General features: G+C 72.7%; 16 protein-coding genes. 10 read left to right on the plus strand and 6 right to left on the minus strand.

Annotation, left to right across the window (positions count from 1 at the left end; genetic code table 11):
- Nucleotides 1–154 precede the first annotated feature (154 nt).
- From AB0A74_RS39825 to AB0A74_RS39845, 5 genes are all read left to right on the plus strand, one after another.
- Nucleotides 155–1,171: a LacI family DNA-binding transcriptional regulator gene (locus tag AB0A74_RS39825; RefSeq protein ID WP_358258018.1), complete on the plus strand. Its 1,017-nt coding sequence runs from the start codon at nt 155–157 to the stop codon at nt 1,169–1,171.
- Nucleotides 1,172–1,203: 32 nt separating this feature from the next.
- Complete coding sequence (locus AB0A74_RS39830; protein WP_358257988.1) at nt 1,204–2,037, plus strand: hypothetical protein; 834 nt, start codon at nt 1,204–1,206, stop codon at nt 2,035–2,037.
- A gap of 9 nt (nt 2,038–2,046) precedes the next feature.
- Entirely contained in the window at nt 2,047–2,850 is an 804-nt protein-coding gene (locus tag AB0A74_RS39835; RefSeq protein WP_358257990.1) for a phospholipid scramblase-related protein, read from the plus strand.
- Nucleotides 2,851–2,962: 112 nt separating this feature from the next.
- The gene (locus AB0A74_RS39840; RefSeq protein ID WP_358257992.1) at nt 2,963–3,241 is read left to right on the plus strand and encodes a hypothetical protein; all 279 of its coding nucleotides are present in this window, start codon (nt 2,963–2,965) and stop codon (nt 3,239–3,241) included.
- Between the two features lie 12 nt (nt 3,242–3,253).
- A complete protein-coding gene (locus tag AB0A74_RS39845) occupies nt 3,254–5,041 on the plus strand; it encodes a S8 family serine peptidase (protein ID WP_358257994.1) in 1,788 nt (595 codons plus the stop codon).
- 1 nt (nt 5,042) lies between these two features.
- On the opposite strand, the gene AB0A74_RS39850 is transcribed toward AB0A74_RS39845, so the two are convergent.
- The gene (locus tag AB0A74_RS39850; protein ID WP_358257996.1) at nt 5,043–6,269 is read right to left on the minus strand and encodes a DUF6239 family natural product biosynthesis protein; all 1,227 of its coding nucleotides are present in this window, start codon (nt 6,267–6,269) and stop codon (nt 5,043–5,045) included.
- Between the two features lie 3 nt (nt 6,270–6,272).
- Nucleotides 6,273–6,839, minus strand: coding sequence for a hypothetical protein (locus tag AB0A74_RS39855; protein WP_358257998.1), 567 nt, complete (start codon nt 6,837–6,839; stop codon nt 6,273–6,275).
- A gap of 401 nt (nt 6,840–7,240) precedes the next feature.
- Between AB0A74_RS39855 and AB0A74_RS39860 the strand changes: the two genes are divergently transcribed.
- Together AB0A74_RS39860 and AB0A74_RS39865 are read left to right on the plus strand one after the other, a co-directional pair.
- Nucleotides 7,241–7,900: a winged helix-turn-helix transcriptional regulator gene (locus AB0A74_RS39860; RefSeq protein ID WP_358258000.1), complete on the plus strand. Its 660-nt coding sequence runs from the start codon at nt 7,241–7,243 to the stop codon at nt 7,898–7,900.
- A gap of 570 nt (nt 7,901–8,470) precedes the next feature.
- Complete coding sequence (locus tag AB0A74_RS39865) at nt 8,471–9,241, plus strand: AraC family transcriptional regulator (RefSeq protein ID WP_358258002.1); 771 nt, start codon at nt 8,471–8,473, stop codon at nt 9,239–9,241.
- A 54-nt stretch (nt 9,242–9,295) separates the two neighbouring features.
- Here AB0A74_RS39865 and AB0A74_RS39870 read toward each other — a convergent pair whose 3' ends face one another.
- Together AB0A74_RS39870 and AB0A74_RS39875 are read right to left on the minus strand one after the other, a co-directional pair.
- Nucleotides 9,296–10,273: a DUF1702 family protein gene (locus AB0A74_RS39870; RefSeq protein WP_358258004.1), complete on the minus strand. Its 978-nt coding sequence runs from the start codon at nt 10,271–10,273 to the stop codon at nt 9,296–9,298.
- Nucleotides 10,274–10,286: 13 nt separating this feature from the next.
- Nucleotides 10,287–11,264, minus strand: coding sequence for a hypothetical protein (locus AB0A74_RS39875; protein ID WP_358258006.1), 978 nt, complete (start codon nt 11,262–11,264; stop codon nt 10,287–10,289).
- Between the two features lie 226 nt (nt 11,265–11,490).
- Between AB0A74_RS39875 and AB0A74_RS39880 the strand changes: the two genes are divergently transcribed.
- On the plus strand, nt 11,491–12,459 hold the full coding sequence (locus AB0A74_RS39880) for a carotenoid oxygenase family protein (protein WP_358258008.1): 969 nt from the start codon (nt 11,491–11,493) through the stop codon (nt 12,457–12,459).
- A gap of 2 nt (nt 12,460–12,461) precedes the next feature.
- Here the strand turns inward: AB0A74_RS39880 and AB0A74_RS39885 are convergent, their stop codons facing one another.
- Entirely contained in the window at nt 12,462–13,859 is a 1,398-nt protein-coding gene (locus AB0A74_RS39885; protein ID WP_358258010.1) for an alpha/beta hydrolase, read from the minus strand.
- Between the two features lie 115 nt (nt 13,860–13,974).
- On the opposite strand from AB0A74_RS39885, the gene AB0A74_RS39890 reads away from it, so the two are divergent.
- Together AB0A74_RS39890 and AB0A74_RS39895 are read left to right on the plus strand one after the other, a co-directional pair.
- The gene (locus AB0A74_RS39890; RefSeq protein WP_358258012.1) at nt 13,975–14,469 is read left to right on the plus strand and encodes a metallophosphoesterase family protein; all 495 of its coding nucleotides are present in this window, start codon (nt 13,975–13,977) and stop codon (nt 14,467–14,469) included.
- A 69-nt stretch (nt 14,470–14,538) separates the two neighbouring features.
- Nucleotides 14,539–15,744 (plus strand): cytochrome P450, encoded by a 1,206-nt coding sequence (locus tag AB0A74_RS39895; RefSeq protein ID WP_358258014.1) that lies wholly within the window; start codon nt 14,539–14,541, stop codon nt 15,742–15,744.
- A gap of 69 nt (nt 15,745–15,813) precedes the next feature.
- Here AB0A74_RS39895 and AB0A74_RS39900 read toward each other — a convergent pair.
- The coding region (locus tag AB0A74_RS39900; protein ID WP_358258016.1) for a cellulose binding domain-containing protein at nt 15,814–16,305 on the minus strand (492 nt) is incomplete at its 5' end.

The raw sequence follows: 16,305 nt of genomic DNA on the forward strand, positions 1-16,305 counted from the left end.
AAAGCTGGTTGCCAAGAACCCCAAAGCGTGGTTGGGCTGCGCCCAGGCCGTACGGGGAACGAACCGAGGCCCTTCCTGTGGCTTGGCAGCCCGTTTGGGTTGCCTTGGTGGTGACGGGGGCGTTTGTCTTGTGGGTTCTTGGGAAGGGGCGGGCATGGTGACACTTGCTGATGTGGCTCGGAGGGCTGGGGTGTCGTCCAGCACGGTGAGTTATGTGTTGAGTGGCAAGAGGACCATTTCCGAGGAGACTCGGCGGCGGGTTGAGCGCGCTGTGGCGGAGTTGGGGTATCACCCCCATGCTCGGGCTCGGGCGTTGGCTGCTCGGCGGTCCTACATCCTGGCTTTGGTCGTGCCCTTGCGGGTGGGTGGGTATGAGCCGGTCATGATGGAGGTCGTCACTTCTGTCACCGTCGCCGCTCGGCAGTACGGGTACGACGTGCTGCTCATCACCAACGACGAAGGGCCCGAGGGGCTCCGGCGGGTTGCGGTGAGCGGGTTGGCGGATGGGGTGGTGCTCATGGATGGCGCGCCGGGTGATGAGCGGGTGGAGTTGTTGCGGGACACGCAGGCTGTGCTCATCGGGGTGTCCGGTGATCCGCGTGGTCTGTCCTGTGTGGACCATGACTTCGCTGCTGCTGGGGCGGTGTGTGCCGATCACTTGGCCGATCTGGGGCACGCTGAGGTCGCCTTCATCGCCGATGCCGCCGCGCCGCACGACCGCACCCTCGCCGGCTTTCGCGATCGCGCGCGGGAGCGTGGTCTGCGGTTCGTGCACCGGCCGTGTGACCGCACCTACGAGAGCACCGCCGGCACCTTCACCCGCATCATGGCCGACCGGCCCGGCACCACGGCGTTCGTCGTCCAGAACGAAGGCGCGATCGGCCCGCTGCTGGGCCTGCTGCGCACGAGCGGCCGGACCGTGCCCGAGGACGCCTCGGTGGTCGCCCTGTGCCCGGACCGCGTCGCCGGGCGGCACACCCCGCGCCTGACGTCGGTCGCCGGCCCGACCGCCGACCTGGGCCGGGTGGCGGTCGAACTGCTCGTGCGCCGGCTGACCGCCGCCGCCCGGGGTGAGGAACCGGTCGACGAACTGGTCCTCCTCGACCCCGTGCTGACCGTCCGCGAGAGCACCGGCCCGGTTGACGGCATGAGGTTTGCAGTGCAAACCTGATTGCGTCGTAGTCGAGGTGGGGGGATGGTGTCGTGGCCAACGATCCGGGGGACGTGCTCGACGGACTGTCCGCGCTGCGGCGGCGCGTGCGCGGTGACCGCAGCGGGTACTGGTTGCCGTTCCTGCTGTTCGGGTTGGTCGTGGCGGGAGCGGTCCCGTGGTACCTGCCCGAGGCGTGCGAGGCCGCGTGCACGTGGTCGTCGGCGGAGTTGCCGGCGTTGTGGCACTGGTTGCACCCGACCGGCCAGGCGGGCGGGCTGGTCGGGCACCGGCCGTCGCTGGGCCGGGACCTCTACTGGATGGTCGCGCTGACCGTCGGGTTCCTGGTCACGGTGTGGTGGTACCGGTGGCGGGCGGGCAAGGTCGGCGTGGAGACCTCCACGCGGCTCTACGCGCAGGTCACGCTGTTCGTGCTGGCCTTCCCGCTGCTGGGCGTGCCGGTGCTGACCGAGCTGTTCTTCAACCGGCTGGGCTGGCCGGTGGCGCTCGCGGCCCTGGTGGTGGGCGTCGTCGCGGTGACGCTGGTGGCCAAGCGCAAGCTCCGGACGGCGGTGGCGGTGCTGGCGTTGATCCTGGTCGGGCACCTGGTGACGATCTTCCCGTTCGGGCACCTGCTCGTGGTGGCGGTGGGCGTGCTGGGGTTGGCGTGGGTGGAGCGCAGCGCGTTGTGCACGACGTTCGCCGTGCTGTTCGCGGTGTGGGCGCTGTTCGTGAACGGGTGGGCGACCTGGGTGTACGGCGCGTTCCTGTGGCCGGCGCCGCTGGTGGACACCGGGGACCTGCTCTCCTCCGCGCTGGTCCTGGTGTCGGGTGGGGTGGCGGGGCTGGTCGCGAGGCGGGCGGGAGTCGTCCGGTCGCGGGGATAGGGTGCGCACATGACCAACCCTCAGCCCGGCTGGTACCCGGAGCGGCCCGGTTCGCCGGTCGTGCGTTACTGGGACGGCAGCCGGTGGACGGCGCAGACGCGGCAGGCCGACGACTCCAGCCCCTGGGAGCTCTCGCTGGACGGCGCGCCCGACCCGGAGCGCATCCGCGAGCAGCAGCGGCAGGCCGGCGTCGGGCAGGTCGGGCCGGGTGGCGGGACGTTGTTCACCGAGCCGGTGCTGGTGGTCAACCAGCGGGTCAAGCTGATCGAGCTGGCCAACGAGTACGCGGTGTTCGACCAGCACGGCCGGCAGCTCGGCGCGGTCGTGCAGGTCGGGCAGAGCACGCTCAAGAAGGTCATGCGGTTCTTCGGCAGCTACGACCAGTTCTTCACGCACAGGTTCGAGGTCCGCGACGCGCACGGCCACACCGTCCTGCGGCTGACCCGGCCCGCCAAGATCGTCAAGTCGCGGATGGTCGTCGAACGCGGTGACGGCGCGCCGCTGGGCGAGATCCGGCAGGAGAACGCCATCGGCAAGATCCGGTTCGCGTTCGAGGTCGGCGGGCAGCGGATCGGGGGCATCCAGGCGGAGAACTGGCGGGCCTGGAACTTCTCCGTCACCGACCACACCGGCGCCGAGGTCGCCCGGATCACCAAGACGTGGGAGGGCCTGGCCAAGACCATGTTCACCACGGCGGACAACTACGTCCTGCAGATCCACCGGCCGCTGGCCGACCCGCTGCTGAGCCTGGTCGTGGCCTCGGCGCTGACCGTGGACACCGCGCTCAAGCAGGACGACCGCGGCTTCGGCTGAGCCGCGAGGGCCGTCCCGGCCGCCCCTCCGGTCGCCCGTTCGGACGCTAACGCCCACTCCGAACGGCCGATACCCCGGGTAGAGGTGCACGCGGGGAGGTAGCGTTGCCGACGTGGAGCCCAGGCGCGGGGTGCTCGCCCCGGAGCTGGAGCGGTGGTGCCGGGACGCCGGGGACGGCGACCGGCGCACCGCCCTGGTGCGGCTGCGCGGCGGAGCCGACGTCGAGCGGGCGGCCGGACGGCTGGCCGCGCTCGGCATGGAGGTCACCAGCCGTGGCCCCGGCTCCGTCACCGGCACCGTCTCGCCCCCCGCGCTGCGCCGGATCGGTCAGGAGACCTGGGTGCTCGCCGTCGAAGGACCCCGAACCCTCAGGTCGCTCCAGCACGGCTGAGAGGGCGGGGCGATGGAGCCCAGACGGGACACGGTTCTGGACGCGCGGTTGCGCGGCGCCGCGGCGTTCGCGGCGTCGGACCTGCCGGTGGAGGAGAGCCTGGGGGCGCGGACCCTGGGCCGGGAGACGGCGCCGCGCCGGACGACGGTGAAGCTGCTCGTGCGGTCGGCGGAGTTGGCGACGGCCGAGGAGTGGATCGAGGCCGCGGGCGGCCGGGTGGTCTCGACGCCGCCGGACCCCGACTCGTCCGGGCAGGTGGTGGTGCTGGCGGGGGTGCCGGTCTCGGCGTTGTCCGAAATGGACGGTCAGCCGTGGCTGCTGCGCGCCGAAGCGCCCAAGGAGATGTTCACCCGCATGGACCGGGCGCGTGGCCCGGTGACCGGTGTGGACGCGGTGCAGGAGGCGCAGGGCGACCTGACCGGGGCGGGGGTGCTGCTGGCCGTGGTGGACACGGGTGTCGATTGGGCGCACCCGGACTTCCGCCACGACGACGGCACCACCCGCCTGGAGCGGTTCGTCCACGCCCACGTGCCCGAGGGCACGGAGGAGTCGAGGTTCGACGTGTTCGACGCGGGCGCGATCAACAAGGCGTTGAACGGCGGCCCCGCCATCCCGGCCGGTGACCCCGGCGGCCACGGCACGCACTGCGCGTCCATCGCGGCGGGCAACGGGCGCGGCACGGCCGACCGCCGGTTCCGCGGGGTGGCCCCGGAGGCGTCGCTGATGGGCGTGCGGGCCGAGCCGCTGCTGGACGTCCACATCATCGAGGGCATCCGCCAGGCGTTCGACCTGGCCGGCGACCGGCCCGCGGTGGTGAGCCTGAGCCTGGGCGGCCACTTCGGCGCGCACGACGGCACGTCCGCGATCGAGAACGAGATCGCCCGCGCCACCGGCCCCGGCCGGATCGTGGTCGTCGCGGCCGGCAACGAGGGCGACGACGGCGTGCACGCCCAGGGCCGGTTGGCGGTCGGCGAGGACCTGACGTTCACCGTGCGGGTCCCCGACACCGGGCTGGTGTTCTGCGACGTGTGGATCCCGCGCGGCGACCGGGTGGACGTGTTCGTGGAGAGCCCGAGCGGCACGCGGTTCGAGCCCAACATCGGCGAGACGTCCACACCGGACGGGATCTTCGTCGCGGACTTCGTGGAGAACCCGGTCAACCGCGAGCAGAACCTCACCTTCCTGATGGTCAACGGCACGGTGGACGACCGGTGGACCATCCGCGTCACGCCGCTGTCCGTGGTGCACGGCGAGGTCCACGCGTGGGCCGGGTCGGTGGACGGCGGCCGGCTGATGTTCCCGGGCGCGCCCGTGGAGGGCTACTCGATCGGCATGCCCGCCACCGAGGAACGCGCCGTCGCGGTCGGTTCGCTCATCTCCCGCAACAGGTTCGAGGGGCCGCAGGGCGACTCGACCCTGCCCGGCCTGACCGTGGACGCCGTGTCGCCGTTCTCCAGCCAGGGGCCCACGCGGATCGGCGGGCAGAAGCCGGACGTCGTCGCCCCCGGCCAGGTCGTGACGGCGGCCCTGTCGGCGGGCTCGGAGATGGCCGCCAACCCGCGCCTGGCCGGGCGGCTGCACCCGTCCGGGAAGTACGTGACGATCCAGGGCACCAGCATGGCCACGCCGTTCGTCGCGGGGGTGGTGGCGCTGATGTTGCAGCGGGAACCGAGGTTGACGCCCGAGGAGGTGCAGCAGCGGCTGCGCATCACGGCGCGTCGGGACGCCACGACGGGTCCGGTGTGGAACCCGCGCTACGGGTGGGGGAAGGTGGACGTGGAGGCGTTGTTCCGCACCTGAGTCACTGCGAGCGGCCGGCGGTCCACGCCGTCAGGCCCGCCGTCGTGGGGGACTCGCCCGGGAAGGCGGCCTCCAGGGCGCGGGCGTAGCGCTGGGCTTCCGGTCCGCTCAGGTCCGGTGGACGCAGCCACGGGGCCGGGTGCACGCGGCCCGGTCCCGGTCGTCCGCCGAGCAGGACCACGTCGGCGGCGCTGTCCTGGACGGGTTTGCCCAGGCGGGCCGCCTCGGCCCGGACGACCTCCGCCGCCTTGGCCGACCGGTCCGAGGAGTCGCCGGCGAGGGCGACCGGGCCCGGGATCGCGGCCACGGTGGCGCGCAGGGCGGCGGCGTCGGCTTCGGTCAGGGTGGGCCACGGTTGGTCGGCGGGCCTACCGGTCAGCAGGGAGGCCAGGACCGCGCTCGCGTGCTCCGGGGCTTCCGGGCCGCGCACGTCCGGGCCGTCCCACGGCTCCTCGCCCGGCGAGACCGGCATGGTGGCCCGGACGCCATCGCGTTCCAGCCACAGGGAAGCGCGGACCCCGCCCAGCCACACCAGCGCCCACCGGCCGCTCGCGCCGGGGCGTTCTTCCGCGTCCACCAAAGCGTTCGGGGCGTTGCCCACCTTCAGCGGGCCGGCGGTGTGGACCAGGTTCCAGCCCGGCCGGTGCGGGACGACCAGCACGTCCACCGGGGTGGCGCCGACCGGGACCCGGCTGAGCACCGGGCGGCCCGCCGGCGGGGTCACCAGGTGACCGGCGACCGTGATCTGCGCGAGGCTGACCAGCAGCGCCACGCCCAGGCCGATGCCCACGAGCCGGACCATGAGAGTGGGCGGGCACAGCGCGACCCAGGCGACACCGGCGAACCCCGCCATGAGCACCACGTGCGCGCCGGCCAGCGGGGGACCGGTGAACCACACGGCCGCGGCGGCCGTCCCCAGGACCACCAGCGCGACGACGCACTTGGCCACGCCCGGGAACCGGTCGCGCAGCAGGGGTGGCGTGCACAGGCACAGCAGCACCCCCGCCGCGGCCGGGGCCGGCAGCCACCGCGCGTCGGCGACCAGCAGGGAGGCGACCCCGCCGGCCGCCGCCGCCGCGGTGACCACCTGCCTGGTCCGCGGGCCGGTCCGGGTGAACGGGCGGGTCAGCGCCCAGCCCGCCGCGAGCGTCACGGCGATGAGGAGGACGAGCCGCAACAGGGTGAAGCCCAGGGGCAGCCCGACCGCCCCGCCGCCGTGGCCGTGCACCGGTCAGGCCATCGCGGGCACGGCGCAGGTGCACCGCATCTGCGCGCGTTCCTCCCGGTTGGGTCGCATGTGGAGCACCATCGCGACCACCATCGGCACGAACACGATGAAGTTGTAGAACAGGTGCAGCTCCACGCGCGGCACCAGCAGCTGCACGATGCTCGTGGGCACCGGGCGGCCCAGCAGGTTGACGCCGGTGGAGGACTGCAGGATCAGCAGCAGGTGCTCGACGTGGTGCCAGAACTGCAACACCAGGGCGATGCTCCACCACGTCCGCGCCCGGCCGACGAAACCCTTGCGCAGCGCGAACAACGACACGAGCATCACCAGCGCGAACGCGTAGTGCAGCACCTCGGACGTGATCAGCCACGGGAACCACAGGCCGAGCACGCCCTTGGCCTTCGGCACCGCCCAACCCATGGCGTAGATCTGGAACGCCTGGGCGAGGTGCTCGGCCCAGTGCGCGAGGACGACGAACAGGAACGCGTAGAGCGCGAGCTTGTGGTGTCGGGCGTTGAGCGTGCCCGTCTCGCCGCCCGCCGCGTGCGAATGGACGTGGGTGTTGGCCACAGATCCTCCCGGCGACTACCGGTCCACGGTGGAGAACTTCCCGGCAGCAGAACGCTACCTACGGGGGTGACCTGGGAAAACGCTCGACGGCGCAGAGAGCAAGCCGGAAGAAGGCGTGCTCGGGCGAATGTCGTGCGGCCGGTGGACCACCTGCCGCAGTGGACGCCGCCGTCGGCGCAACGGCTCCCGGCGCGGGGAGCGGTGGGCCGACGGCGGACGGCTCGGGTTCGTGACGGTCGACCGCCCCGGGAGCGGTCGACCGTCGGGCAGCGCGGCGGTTCGGCGGAGGGGGGAAGGCCGACGAACCGGGTGCGGCTGCCAGTGGTGGAATGTACAACTAAGTGGTCCTACAAAACAACTGCGGTCTCTTGGTGAAGGACCGCCGCTGGTAATCTCGGGTCATGTCCACCAAGCGCAAGTACGACGACGGGTGCGCGGCGGCTCATGCCCTCGACCTCGTGGGCGAGCGCTGGGCGTTGCTGATCGTCCGCGAGTTGCTGCTCGGTCCCAAGCGGTTCACCGACCTGCGCGCCGGCCTGCCCGGCGCGAGCCCCAACGTGCTGTCCCAGCGGCTGCGCGAACTCGACGGCGCGGGCGTGGTGCGGCGGCGCAAGCTCCCGCCGCCGGCCGCCGCGTGGGTCTACGAGCTGACCGCGTGGGGCCACGAACTGGAACCGGTGATCGTCGCGCTGGGCCGGTGGGGCTGCCAGTCGCCGTCGCTGCGCGACGACGCCCCGATCAGCGCGGACTCCCTGGCGCTGTCGCTGAAGACCCGGTTCGACCCGGCCCGCACCGACGGGTTCACCGGACGGGTCGTCCTGCGGATGGGCGAGTACTCGTTCACCGTGGCGTTGTCCGCCGACGCCATCACCGTCTCGCGCGGGGAACCGGAGCGCGCCGACGCCGTGCTCACCGCCCCGCCAGCGACCCTCAACGCGGTCATGCTCGGCAACCTCAGCCCGGCGGAGGCGAGTGCCGACGGCGGGTTGTCCGTGTCCGGCGACCGGGAGCGGGCCACCCGGTTCCTCGGGTTGTTCCCGGCGCCCCGATCCGCCGCCTGACGCGACGGTGACGCGGCGGGGCGGTCCTTCCACCCGACGACTATCACGTCGGCGATTTTTCCTGATGGAAGGATTCTCCGGGGCGGTCCGGCCCGGCTGCCCGGTCGGCGCGGCGGGCGCAATCGGGTGATCGCAGGCGCGCGCTGGTCCGGTGGGCACAACGAGGGCTGCTCCGAACACCTTGTTGCACATTTTTGGTGGTTCCGGTGTCCAAATCGGGCGAATTGTGGCGGCTCCTTCCCCGGGGTGGTCGACAATCGTCGGGACATCCTCCGCCGGGGGTTTCAAATACGGCCGTCCGAAGTTGTCGAACCACTCCCCGGGAACCTTCATCCGGCGTTGCCCGGTTGATCTTGAAATGTTTGACGGAGTCGCGTTCGCGCACCTTGCGCGGGCTGTCATGCGCTGGTAACTTTCCGCTCCAGTGTGCTACTGGGGGCCTTAAGGGCTGCACTAATACCGCACGGTGGTCAAGGGCGACCACCGTGCGTCCGCCGCCGTCCGGGTGTCCTGTCGCGCAGTTTTTCCGAGTCACCTCTGCCAGCATTTGCGCGAATGGAGGCCTTGGTCGTGGGAGAAGTCATCGAACGCGCCGTGGGTCGGGTCATAGACTTCATGCACGAGAACATCGGCGAACAGTTCACCATAGACGACATGGCTCGGGCCGCGAATTACAGCAAGTTCCACTTCTCGCGGGCGTTCCAACGGGTCACCGGGGTGTCCCCGGGTCGGTTCCTGGCCGGTATCCGACTACAGGAGGCGAAACGCCTCCTGGTCTCCACCACCCTGACCGTGACCGACATCAGCCACCGCGTCGGCTACACGAGCGTCGGCACGTTCAGCTCCCGCTTCCGCAGCAGCGTCGGCGTCTCGCCGAGCACCTACCGGCAGCTCGGCGGCTGCACCCCGCACATCCCGATGCCCCGGCGCGACGTGGACGCGCGCCCGGCGTCGGTGCACGGCGAGATCTCCGCGCTCCCGGCCTGCGCGCCGGGGCTGGTCTTCGTCGGGCTGTTCCCCGACGGCCCGCACGGCTCGCCGACCCGGTGCTCCGTGCTGCACCGGCCGGGGACCTACACGCTGACCACCGTGCCGCCGGGGCGGTGGCACCTGCTCGCGCACTCGGTGGCGCGCGGTCGGGAGTCCGTGCTGGGTGACGGCCCGTTCGCCGGCGAGCTGGGGCTGTCGGTCGCCTCCTACGGTCCGATCACCGTCCGGCCCGGCGTGCCGGTCACCCACGCCGACCTCGTCCTGCGGCCCTTCCCCGTCCAGGACCCGCCGATCCTGGGGGCGCTGTTGAACATGCGCACGATCGCGCTGGGTGTGGACGCCGCCTGCTGACGCCTGTGCCGAAGGGCCGCCGCCCGGTCGGGGAGGCGGCCCTTCCGACCTGTCTCAGGAACGGATTTCCCGCCGTTGCGCGAATTCCCGGGCGACGCGTTGCCGCCAGACCTCGTACGCGGGTTCGGGGTGGTCGGTGAACGGCGCCGCGGGCCGGGCCCCGTGGACCACCCGAACCGCCTCTTCCGGCGTGGCGCCGCAGAAGACCCGGGTCGCCAAACCCGTGTGCGGCACCACGAGCCCGGCTTTGAGCCGGGTTTCGGCGGCGAACGCGGCGGCCTGCGCGAGGATTCCGGCGTGCCGCCCGGCCCGCCGCCGCAACAGCTCCAGTTCGTCCTCGGTCACGCCGCCCGCGTAGGTCGCGGCCAGGCCCGCGCCGGCGTAGAGGTCCTCGCGGCGGTGCTCGGCGAACCCGTCCACCAGGTCGGCGACGTGCTCGGGGTCGGTGCCGCCGACGAACCACAGCGCGCGGCCGATGCCCTGGTCCAGCGCGCGGGTGGCGTAGCCGCGCGGCCCTTCGGCCGGCCAGGGGAAGTCCCGGTCGACGTATTGGCCGCGCACGTACTTGTCGGTCTTGAAGTAGGCCTGGTGGAAGCCGTAACCGTCGAGCACCAGCCAGCGCAGCAACGGGTCGGTCGCGGCGCTCTTCGGCCACCGGAACCGCGGCAGCCGCGCCATCGCCCAGCCGAGGCCGACGTACGCCATGTAGACGTGGTCGGCCGCGCGACCGGCGAGGAACTGCTCGAAGTGCCGGGAATGGCCGAAGGGCAGTCCGTCGAGCACCGCGAAGGCCATCGCGGCGCCCTCGTAGGCGAACCCCTTGAACCGGGTCGGCAGGCGTTCCAGGTGTTCCTCCGCGTCGCGCGGGTGGCGGGCCTCGGCGGCGTGCGCGTACCCGGTGACGAACATCCGCCCGATGGTCTCCAGCAGTTCCTTGCCGGCCTCGTCCTTGACCCGGAAGCCGCGGGTCGCCATGAGGGTCTCGGTCAGGTCCGGTGTCAGGACCCGGCGGCGCAGGGCGCGCAGGTTCACGGTGTCCTCCTCGTCAGGCCCAAGGGGCGGTCGGGTACCACGGGATGATCTCCCGGCGGGCCAGCAGCCGGATGTCCCAGTACAGGAACGTGAAGACGCCGGCGACGATCAGCGCGGCGGCCGTGATCACCGTGGCGCGGGTGGGGTTCTCGGTCAGCCAGCGCTGCAGCCGGCCGCCGGTGAAGTGCGCCAGGGCCAGGAACAGCAGCGCCATGACGACGATGTTGCCCACCGACTGGAGGGTGAACGCGGCGGCGCCGTAGAGCGGGTTGCCGCTCTCGGCCGCGTCCCGGAACATCTTGCGGAACAACCCGAACGGCCGGCCGATGAGGAACCCGCCGATCAGCACGCCCATGAACACCATCGGCGCGTTGGGCCGCCGTTGGGAGATCTTGCGGAACGGGTCCTTCACCACGCCCAGCGACGCCAGGCCCAGGTAGACCATGACCAGGCCGATCACGCCGAACACGACCAGGGACTGGATGCTGCGGCCGTTGAGCGTGCCGGCGACGGTCTGGGCGGTGGAGAACTGCGGCATCTTCGTGCCGAAGAAGCCGACCAGCGCGCCGTAGAGGGCGGACACGCTGATCATGCCGACCGCCAGCCACCCCAACGGTTTGAGCGAGGCCTTCACCCGCGACCACCGGCTGCCGGTGGACCCGAGCAACGGCGCGACCGCGCCGAACGCGGCGATGTTGCACGCGGTGAAGGTGCCCGCGACGCCGGTGGCGAAGGCGAACGCGACGCCCGCGAGGACGCCGGTGATCGGTTCGCCCTTGGCGTCGTGGCCCAGGATCGTGTTGGCGACGCTGTCGCCGATCACCGAGTCCACGAAGTGCGCCGACCACACCACGGTGAGCAGGAACCCGCCCAGCGAGCTGAGCAGGATGATCAGCCCGCGCCGGCGCGGGAAGTGGCCGTTGACCAGGGTCGAGGTCGCCACAGGGCCGGACCCCTTGTGGTCGAGCCGGTTGATGCCGCTGCGCGTCATGGAATCTCCTAGCGGGGGATGGGCGCCGTGGATGAGATCGGCGAGCGGACACCAGCATCCGTCGCGCCGGTCGGCCTGTCTTTCTCCGAAGATGCGCAGTCCGCGGCGCTTCGGGCGGGTGCCCCGCGGAGGCTCCGCGCCCTGGTGACCGCCCCTTGACAGCGTTCCATAACGCCGCTATAAAACGTAACTAGAACACTGTTATGGAATCCGGGAGGTGGGGGCGATGGCCGCGCCGACGCGGGAAGCCGAACTGGGACTGGACGTGCGGGGTGAGCTGCCCGCCGTGCTGGACGGCGCCTTCGTCCAGACCGCCGCGCGCGGGGTGTGCGGCATCCGGCTCGGCGGGGGCGCGGCGCGGTGGTTCCGCGGGCCCGCGCCGGTGGGGTTGGTGGGCGCGCACCCCTCGGTGGCGCGGCCGGTGTTCGACGGGCAGCGGTGGCACACGGTGGTGTCGCACCCCGGGCTCGGGCACGCCGAGCACGTCGTGCTGGGCGCGGACGGCGGTGTGGCGGGGGTCGAGCCGTTCGCCGCCGACGGCGTGCCCGTCGTCGCCGTGGCCGGGCGGCTCGTCGTCGTTGTCGAGTCGGGGCCGTATTACAGCCGTGCGGCGGCGTTGGTGGGGGTGCGTGATCCCCATGTGCACGCCGACGACCGGCCGGTGCGGATCGGGTTGCTCAGCGGCGGTGAGCCGTGCTGGTTCGAGGCCGGGGTCGGCGAGGTCCGGCAGGTCGTCAACGCCTACACCGAGTTGGGGCGGGTCGTCGTCGATGCCGTGTGGGCGCCGGGGGTCCTGCGGCGGTGCACGATCGACCTGCGGACCGGGGTCGTGCGGACCACGTCGTTGCCGGCATTGGACGTCGGGGAAGTGGACCCGCGGTTCGTCGGCGCCCGGCACCGGTTCGTCTTCGGCGCGGTGGGGCGGTCGGTGGTGCGGCACGACCTGGCGTTGGGCGAGCGGGCGGTCGGGCGGCTCCCGGTGGAGCCCTCGCAGCCGGTGTTCGTGCCGCGCGGGAGTGACGAGGGTGACGGGTGGTTGGTCGTCCTCGCCGGTGACCGGCTGGTGGTGCTGGACGCGGAGGAGCCCGAGGGGCGGCCGGTCGCCGAGGTGGCGTTGCCGTTCGCGGTGCGCGCCAGTGGGCGTGCCCGGTGGGTGGCGGCCCCGGAGCTCCACGGGGAGCACCGGGGCCGGTAGGTCTACTGTGGACTGCCCGACACCAGGTGCGCCACCTCCCGCGCCAGCACGTCCCGGTCGTTGAAGTACGCCGTGTGGCCGACGCCGGACCAGGTCAGCAGCCGTGACCCGGCGATCTGGCGGGCCAGGCCGCGACCCCACGCCATCGGCGTGGCCGGGTCGTGCTCACCGCTGACGACCAGGACGTTCGCCGCGCCCCGCACGACCTCGCGCCGCCACGGGTTCGCCGCCGGGACCGGCCACCCGGCACATCCGGCCTGCACGTCCCAACCCTCCACGTGGCCGCGGGTCACCGGCGCGAGCCGCCGGACCTCGCGTTGCCGCGCCGCGAGGTCCGCGAACCCCCGGACGTCGCTGGGGAAGTCGTGGCACGCGATCACGCGGTACGCCGGATCGGTGGCCGCGGCGGCGAACGGCGCGGCGTCGGTCTCCGCGTCACGCAACAACTCCGCCAGGCGGGACCAGTTGGCGGGCGAGTACAGCGCCGAGTAGACGCCATAACCGAGCTGTTCCGCCGGGATGCCGTTCGGAACACCCGTCGCGGGCAGCGGCGCGCGAGCGAGCAGGTTCTCGTAGTGCGCGATGACGTCCCGGTCGTGCAGGGCGCACGTCGAGTCCTCGGCGCACCACTTCGCGAAACGCGTGAACACCTCCTCGGTCACCCGTGCCTCGTCGGCGGCCATGCGGCGGGAGCCGATGCTGTGGTCCACCGCCCCGTCGAACACCGCCGCGCGCACCCGGTCGGGGTACAGGCGGGCGTAGGTCGTGCCCAGCAGCGTGCCGTAGGACAGGCCCAGCCAGCTGACCTGCCGTTCCCCCAACGCCTTGCGGACCGCCTCGAAGTCCCGGGCGGCGCTGACGGTGTCCACGTGGTCGATCAGCGGACCGGTGGCGCGGCGGCAGTCCTCGGCCACGCGCCGGTTGTGCGCGACGAGCCGGTGGTACTGCTCCGGCGTGGCCGGGAACTGCGTCACGGCCGGGTCGAACGGCGGTGTGGGACAGGTGATCGCGGGCCGGCTCTCGCCGACGCCGCGCGGGTCCACGCCGACGATGTCGAACCGGTCCCGCAGGTCGGCGGGGAACACCTCGCGCGCGTAGTCCCGCACCATCGGCACGGCCGGCCCGCCGGGTCCGCCGGGGTTGATGAACAGCACCCCGATCCGCCGCGCCGGGTCGGCGGCCCGCACGCGCGACACGGCGAGCGTGATCCGCTCACCCGGCCGCGCCCAGTCCAACGGCACGCGCACGGACCCGCACTCGGCCCCCTGCTCGCCACACGCGTGCCACTCGATCCCCGCCTGCGCGCCGCCGGGCTCCCCGGCGGCCACGGCCGGTGCCGCGGCGACCGGCGCGGCGGCGACCAACCCCAATACGACCGCCACTGCGGTCTGTCGTCTCATGTCATCCCCTCGGTCGAAGTGCCGGCGGGGTTGATCATGTTGAGCGCGCGCCTGCGCGGTCGTCAGCCGGCGGTATGACGCGCGGTCATCCCGTGGTCGGGGTATCAACACCGGTATGAGAGTCGTGGTCCTGTCCGACACCCACGCGCCCCGCCGCTGGAAGTCCTGCCCGCCGCGGGTCGCCGAGCACCTGCGCGACGCCGACCTGATCCTGCACGCCGGTGACGTGTGCGTGCCGTCCGTGCTGGACGAGCTGGCGGCCTTCGCGCCCGTGGTCGCGGTGTGCGGCAACAACGACGGGCCCGACGTCGTGGCCTGGGGCGCGCCCGAGACGGTCGAGCTGGACCTCGACGGCCTGCCGGTCGCGATGATCCACGACAGCGGCCAGGCCAAAGGCCGCACGGCCCGGATGGCGCGCCGGTTCCCCGACGCCCGGCTGGTCGTGTTCGGGCACTCGCACATCCCGCTGGACGAGACCGGCGACGGCGTGCGCGTCTTCAACCCCGGCTCGCCCACCGACCGCCGCCGGCAGCCGCACGGCACGATCGGCCTGCTCGACGTCGTTGCGGGGGAGCTGGTGTCGGCGCGGATCGTGCCCGTCACCGATTAGCACCCTTGTACGCAGCGTCGCGATGTGGTGACTATGGGTGTCCAGCCGTCGAGCCAGCCTGGAGATCCGATGGAGTTCACCCTCGACCCGACCGGCCGCGACATCCACGCCGAGGCGGCGCTGCTGCGGTCCCGGGGCAGGCTCACCCGCGTGCGGCTGCCCGGCGGCGTCACCGCGTGGTCGGTCGGCGGGCTGGCCGACCTCAAACGGCTGCTGGGCGACCCGCGCCTGTCCAAGGACCCGCGCCGGCACTGGCGGGCTTGGCGGGACGGCGAGGTTCCCGACGACTGGCCGCTGCACCTGTGGGTGTCGGTGCGCAACATGTTCACCGCCTACGGCGACGAGCACCGCAGGCTGCGGGCGCTGGTGTCCAAGGCCTTCACCCCGCGCCGCGTGGACGACATGCGGCCGTGGGTGCGGCGGATCACCGCCGACCTGCTCGACGCGCTCGCCGCCGGTCCCGACGAGGTGGACCTGCGGGAGGCGTTCGCCTACCCGTTGCCGATCGAGGTCGTCTGCCGCCTGTTCGGCGTGCCCGACGACCTGCGGCCGGGGCTGCGGCGCGCGGTGGACGTCATCTTCGACACCACCGCCTCCCCCCGGGACGCCGTGGCCAACCAGGAGCGGCTCTACGCGTTGCTGCACGGCCTGGTCGAGGCCAAGCGCCGCGACCCCGGCGACGACCTGGCCGACGGCCTGATCGCCGCCCGCGACGAGGACGGGTCGCGGCTGACCGAGCAGGAGCTGGTGGACACGCTGATCCTGGTCCTGGCCGCCGGCCACGAGACCACGGTCAACCTCCTCGACCACGCCATCACCGCGCTGCTCACCCACCCGGAGCAGCGGCGGCGGGTGGAGACGGGTGACGTCTCGTGGGCCGACGTGGTGGAGGAGACGCTGCGGTGGCAGGCGCCCGTGGCCCACCTGCCGCTGCGGTACGCGGTGGAGGACGTCGCCGTGGACGGGACGGTCATCGCCCGCGGCGACGCCGTGCTCGCCGGGTACGCCGCGGCCGGCCGCGACCCGGAGCACCACGGCCCGACCGCGGCCGAGTTCGACCCGGGCCGGGCGGACAAGACCCACCTGTCCTTCGGCTTCGGGGCGCACTACTGCCTGGGCGCGCCGCTGGCCCGGCTGGAGGCGGAGCTCGCGCTGCCCGCGCTGTTCGCCCGCTTCCCGGACCTGGCCCTGGCGGTGCCGCCGTCGGACCTGGCGCCGCTGCCGTCGTTCATCTCCAACGGCCACGCCACCCTGCCGGTCCGCCTGCGGGGGTAGACCGCGCGCCCCGCGGCGCGCGACGGGCCGGGATGCCCAGGGGGGATGGGCATCCCGGCCCGCTCGGCGTCAGGAGGCCGTGCAGGTCGGGCTGGGGGAGCCGGCGCTGCCGGTGCCCTGGAACCCGAACTCGGTGGCCTGCCCGGCGGTCAGGTTGCCGTTGTAGGCGACGTTGGACCACTGGTTGCCGTTGCGCGTGGCGTTCCACGAGTTGGTCACCGTCGAACCGGACGGCAGCGCCAGCGTCACCGTCCAGCCCCGGATCGCCGCCGCCCCGGCGGTGACCTTCACGGTGACCACGAACCCGCCGTTCCACGCGTTGACCGACGCCGTGGCCGTGCAGCCGCCGGGCACCGGGTCGTTGGACGTGGTGGTGGTCGTCGTGGTGGTGGTCCCGCCGACGCTGTTCAGCGCGTCGAGGACCGCCGTGTAAGCGGGCTTCTTGTTGCCCGAGCCGTCGAACAGGAGCGGGGTGCCGTAGGAGCGCCAGGAGTCGGTGTCGCGGATGCCCCAGACGGTGATGCCGGTGCATCGGGTCACGGCGAGGCAGGCCTTGGTGAC

The sequence above is a fragment of the Saccharothrix sp. NPDC042600 genome (assembly GCF_040647305.1).
In the GTDB taxonomy this organism is placed as follows: Bacteria; Actinomycetota; Actinomycetes; order Mycobacteriales; family Pseudonocardiaceae; genus Actinosynnema; species Actinosynnema mutabilis.

Bases quoted from the DNA above. Each gene is read 5' to 3' on its own strand.
- AB0A74_RS39835 (WP_358257990.1), top strand. From the start codon at position 2,047: ATGACCAACCCTCAGCCCGGCTGGTACCCGGAGCGGCCCGGTTCGCCG.
- AB0A74_RS39825 (WP_358258018.1), top strand. From the start codon at position 155: ATGGTGACACTTGCTGATGTGGCTCGGAGGGCTGGGGTGTCGTCCAGC.
- AB0A74_RS39895 (WP_358258014.1), top strand. From the start codon at position 14,539: ATGGAGTTCACCCTCGACCCGACCGGCCGCGACATCCACGCCGAGGCG.
- AB0A74_RS39890 (WP_358258012.1), top strand. From the start codon at position 13,975: ATGAGAGTCGTGGTCCTGTCCGACACCCACGCGCCCCGCCGCTGGAAG.
- AB0A74_RS39845 (WP_358257994.1), top strand. From the start codon at position 3,254: ATGGAGCCCAGACGGGACACGGTTCTGGACGCGCGGTTGCGCGGCGCC.
- AB0A74_RS39860 (WP_358258000.1), top strand. From the start codon at position 7,241: ATGTCCACCAAGCGCAAGTACGACGACGGGTGCGCGGCGGCTCATGCC.
- AB0A74_RS39875 (WP_358258006.1), bottom strand. From the start codon at position 11,264: ATGACGCGCAGCGGCATCAACCGGCTCGACCACAAGGGGTCCGGCCCT.
- AB0A74_RS39880 (WP_358258008.1), top strand. From the start codon at position 11,491: ATGGCCGCGCCGACGCGGGAAGCCGAACTGGGACTGGACGTGCGGGGT.
- AB0A74_RS39885 (WP_358258010.1), bottom strand. From the start codon at position 13,859: ATGAGACGACAGACCGCAGTGGCGGTCGTATTGGGGTTGGTCGCCGCC.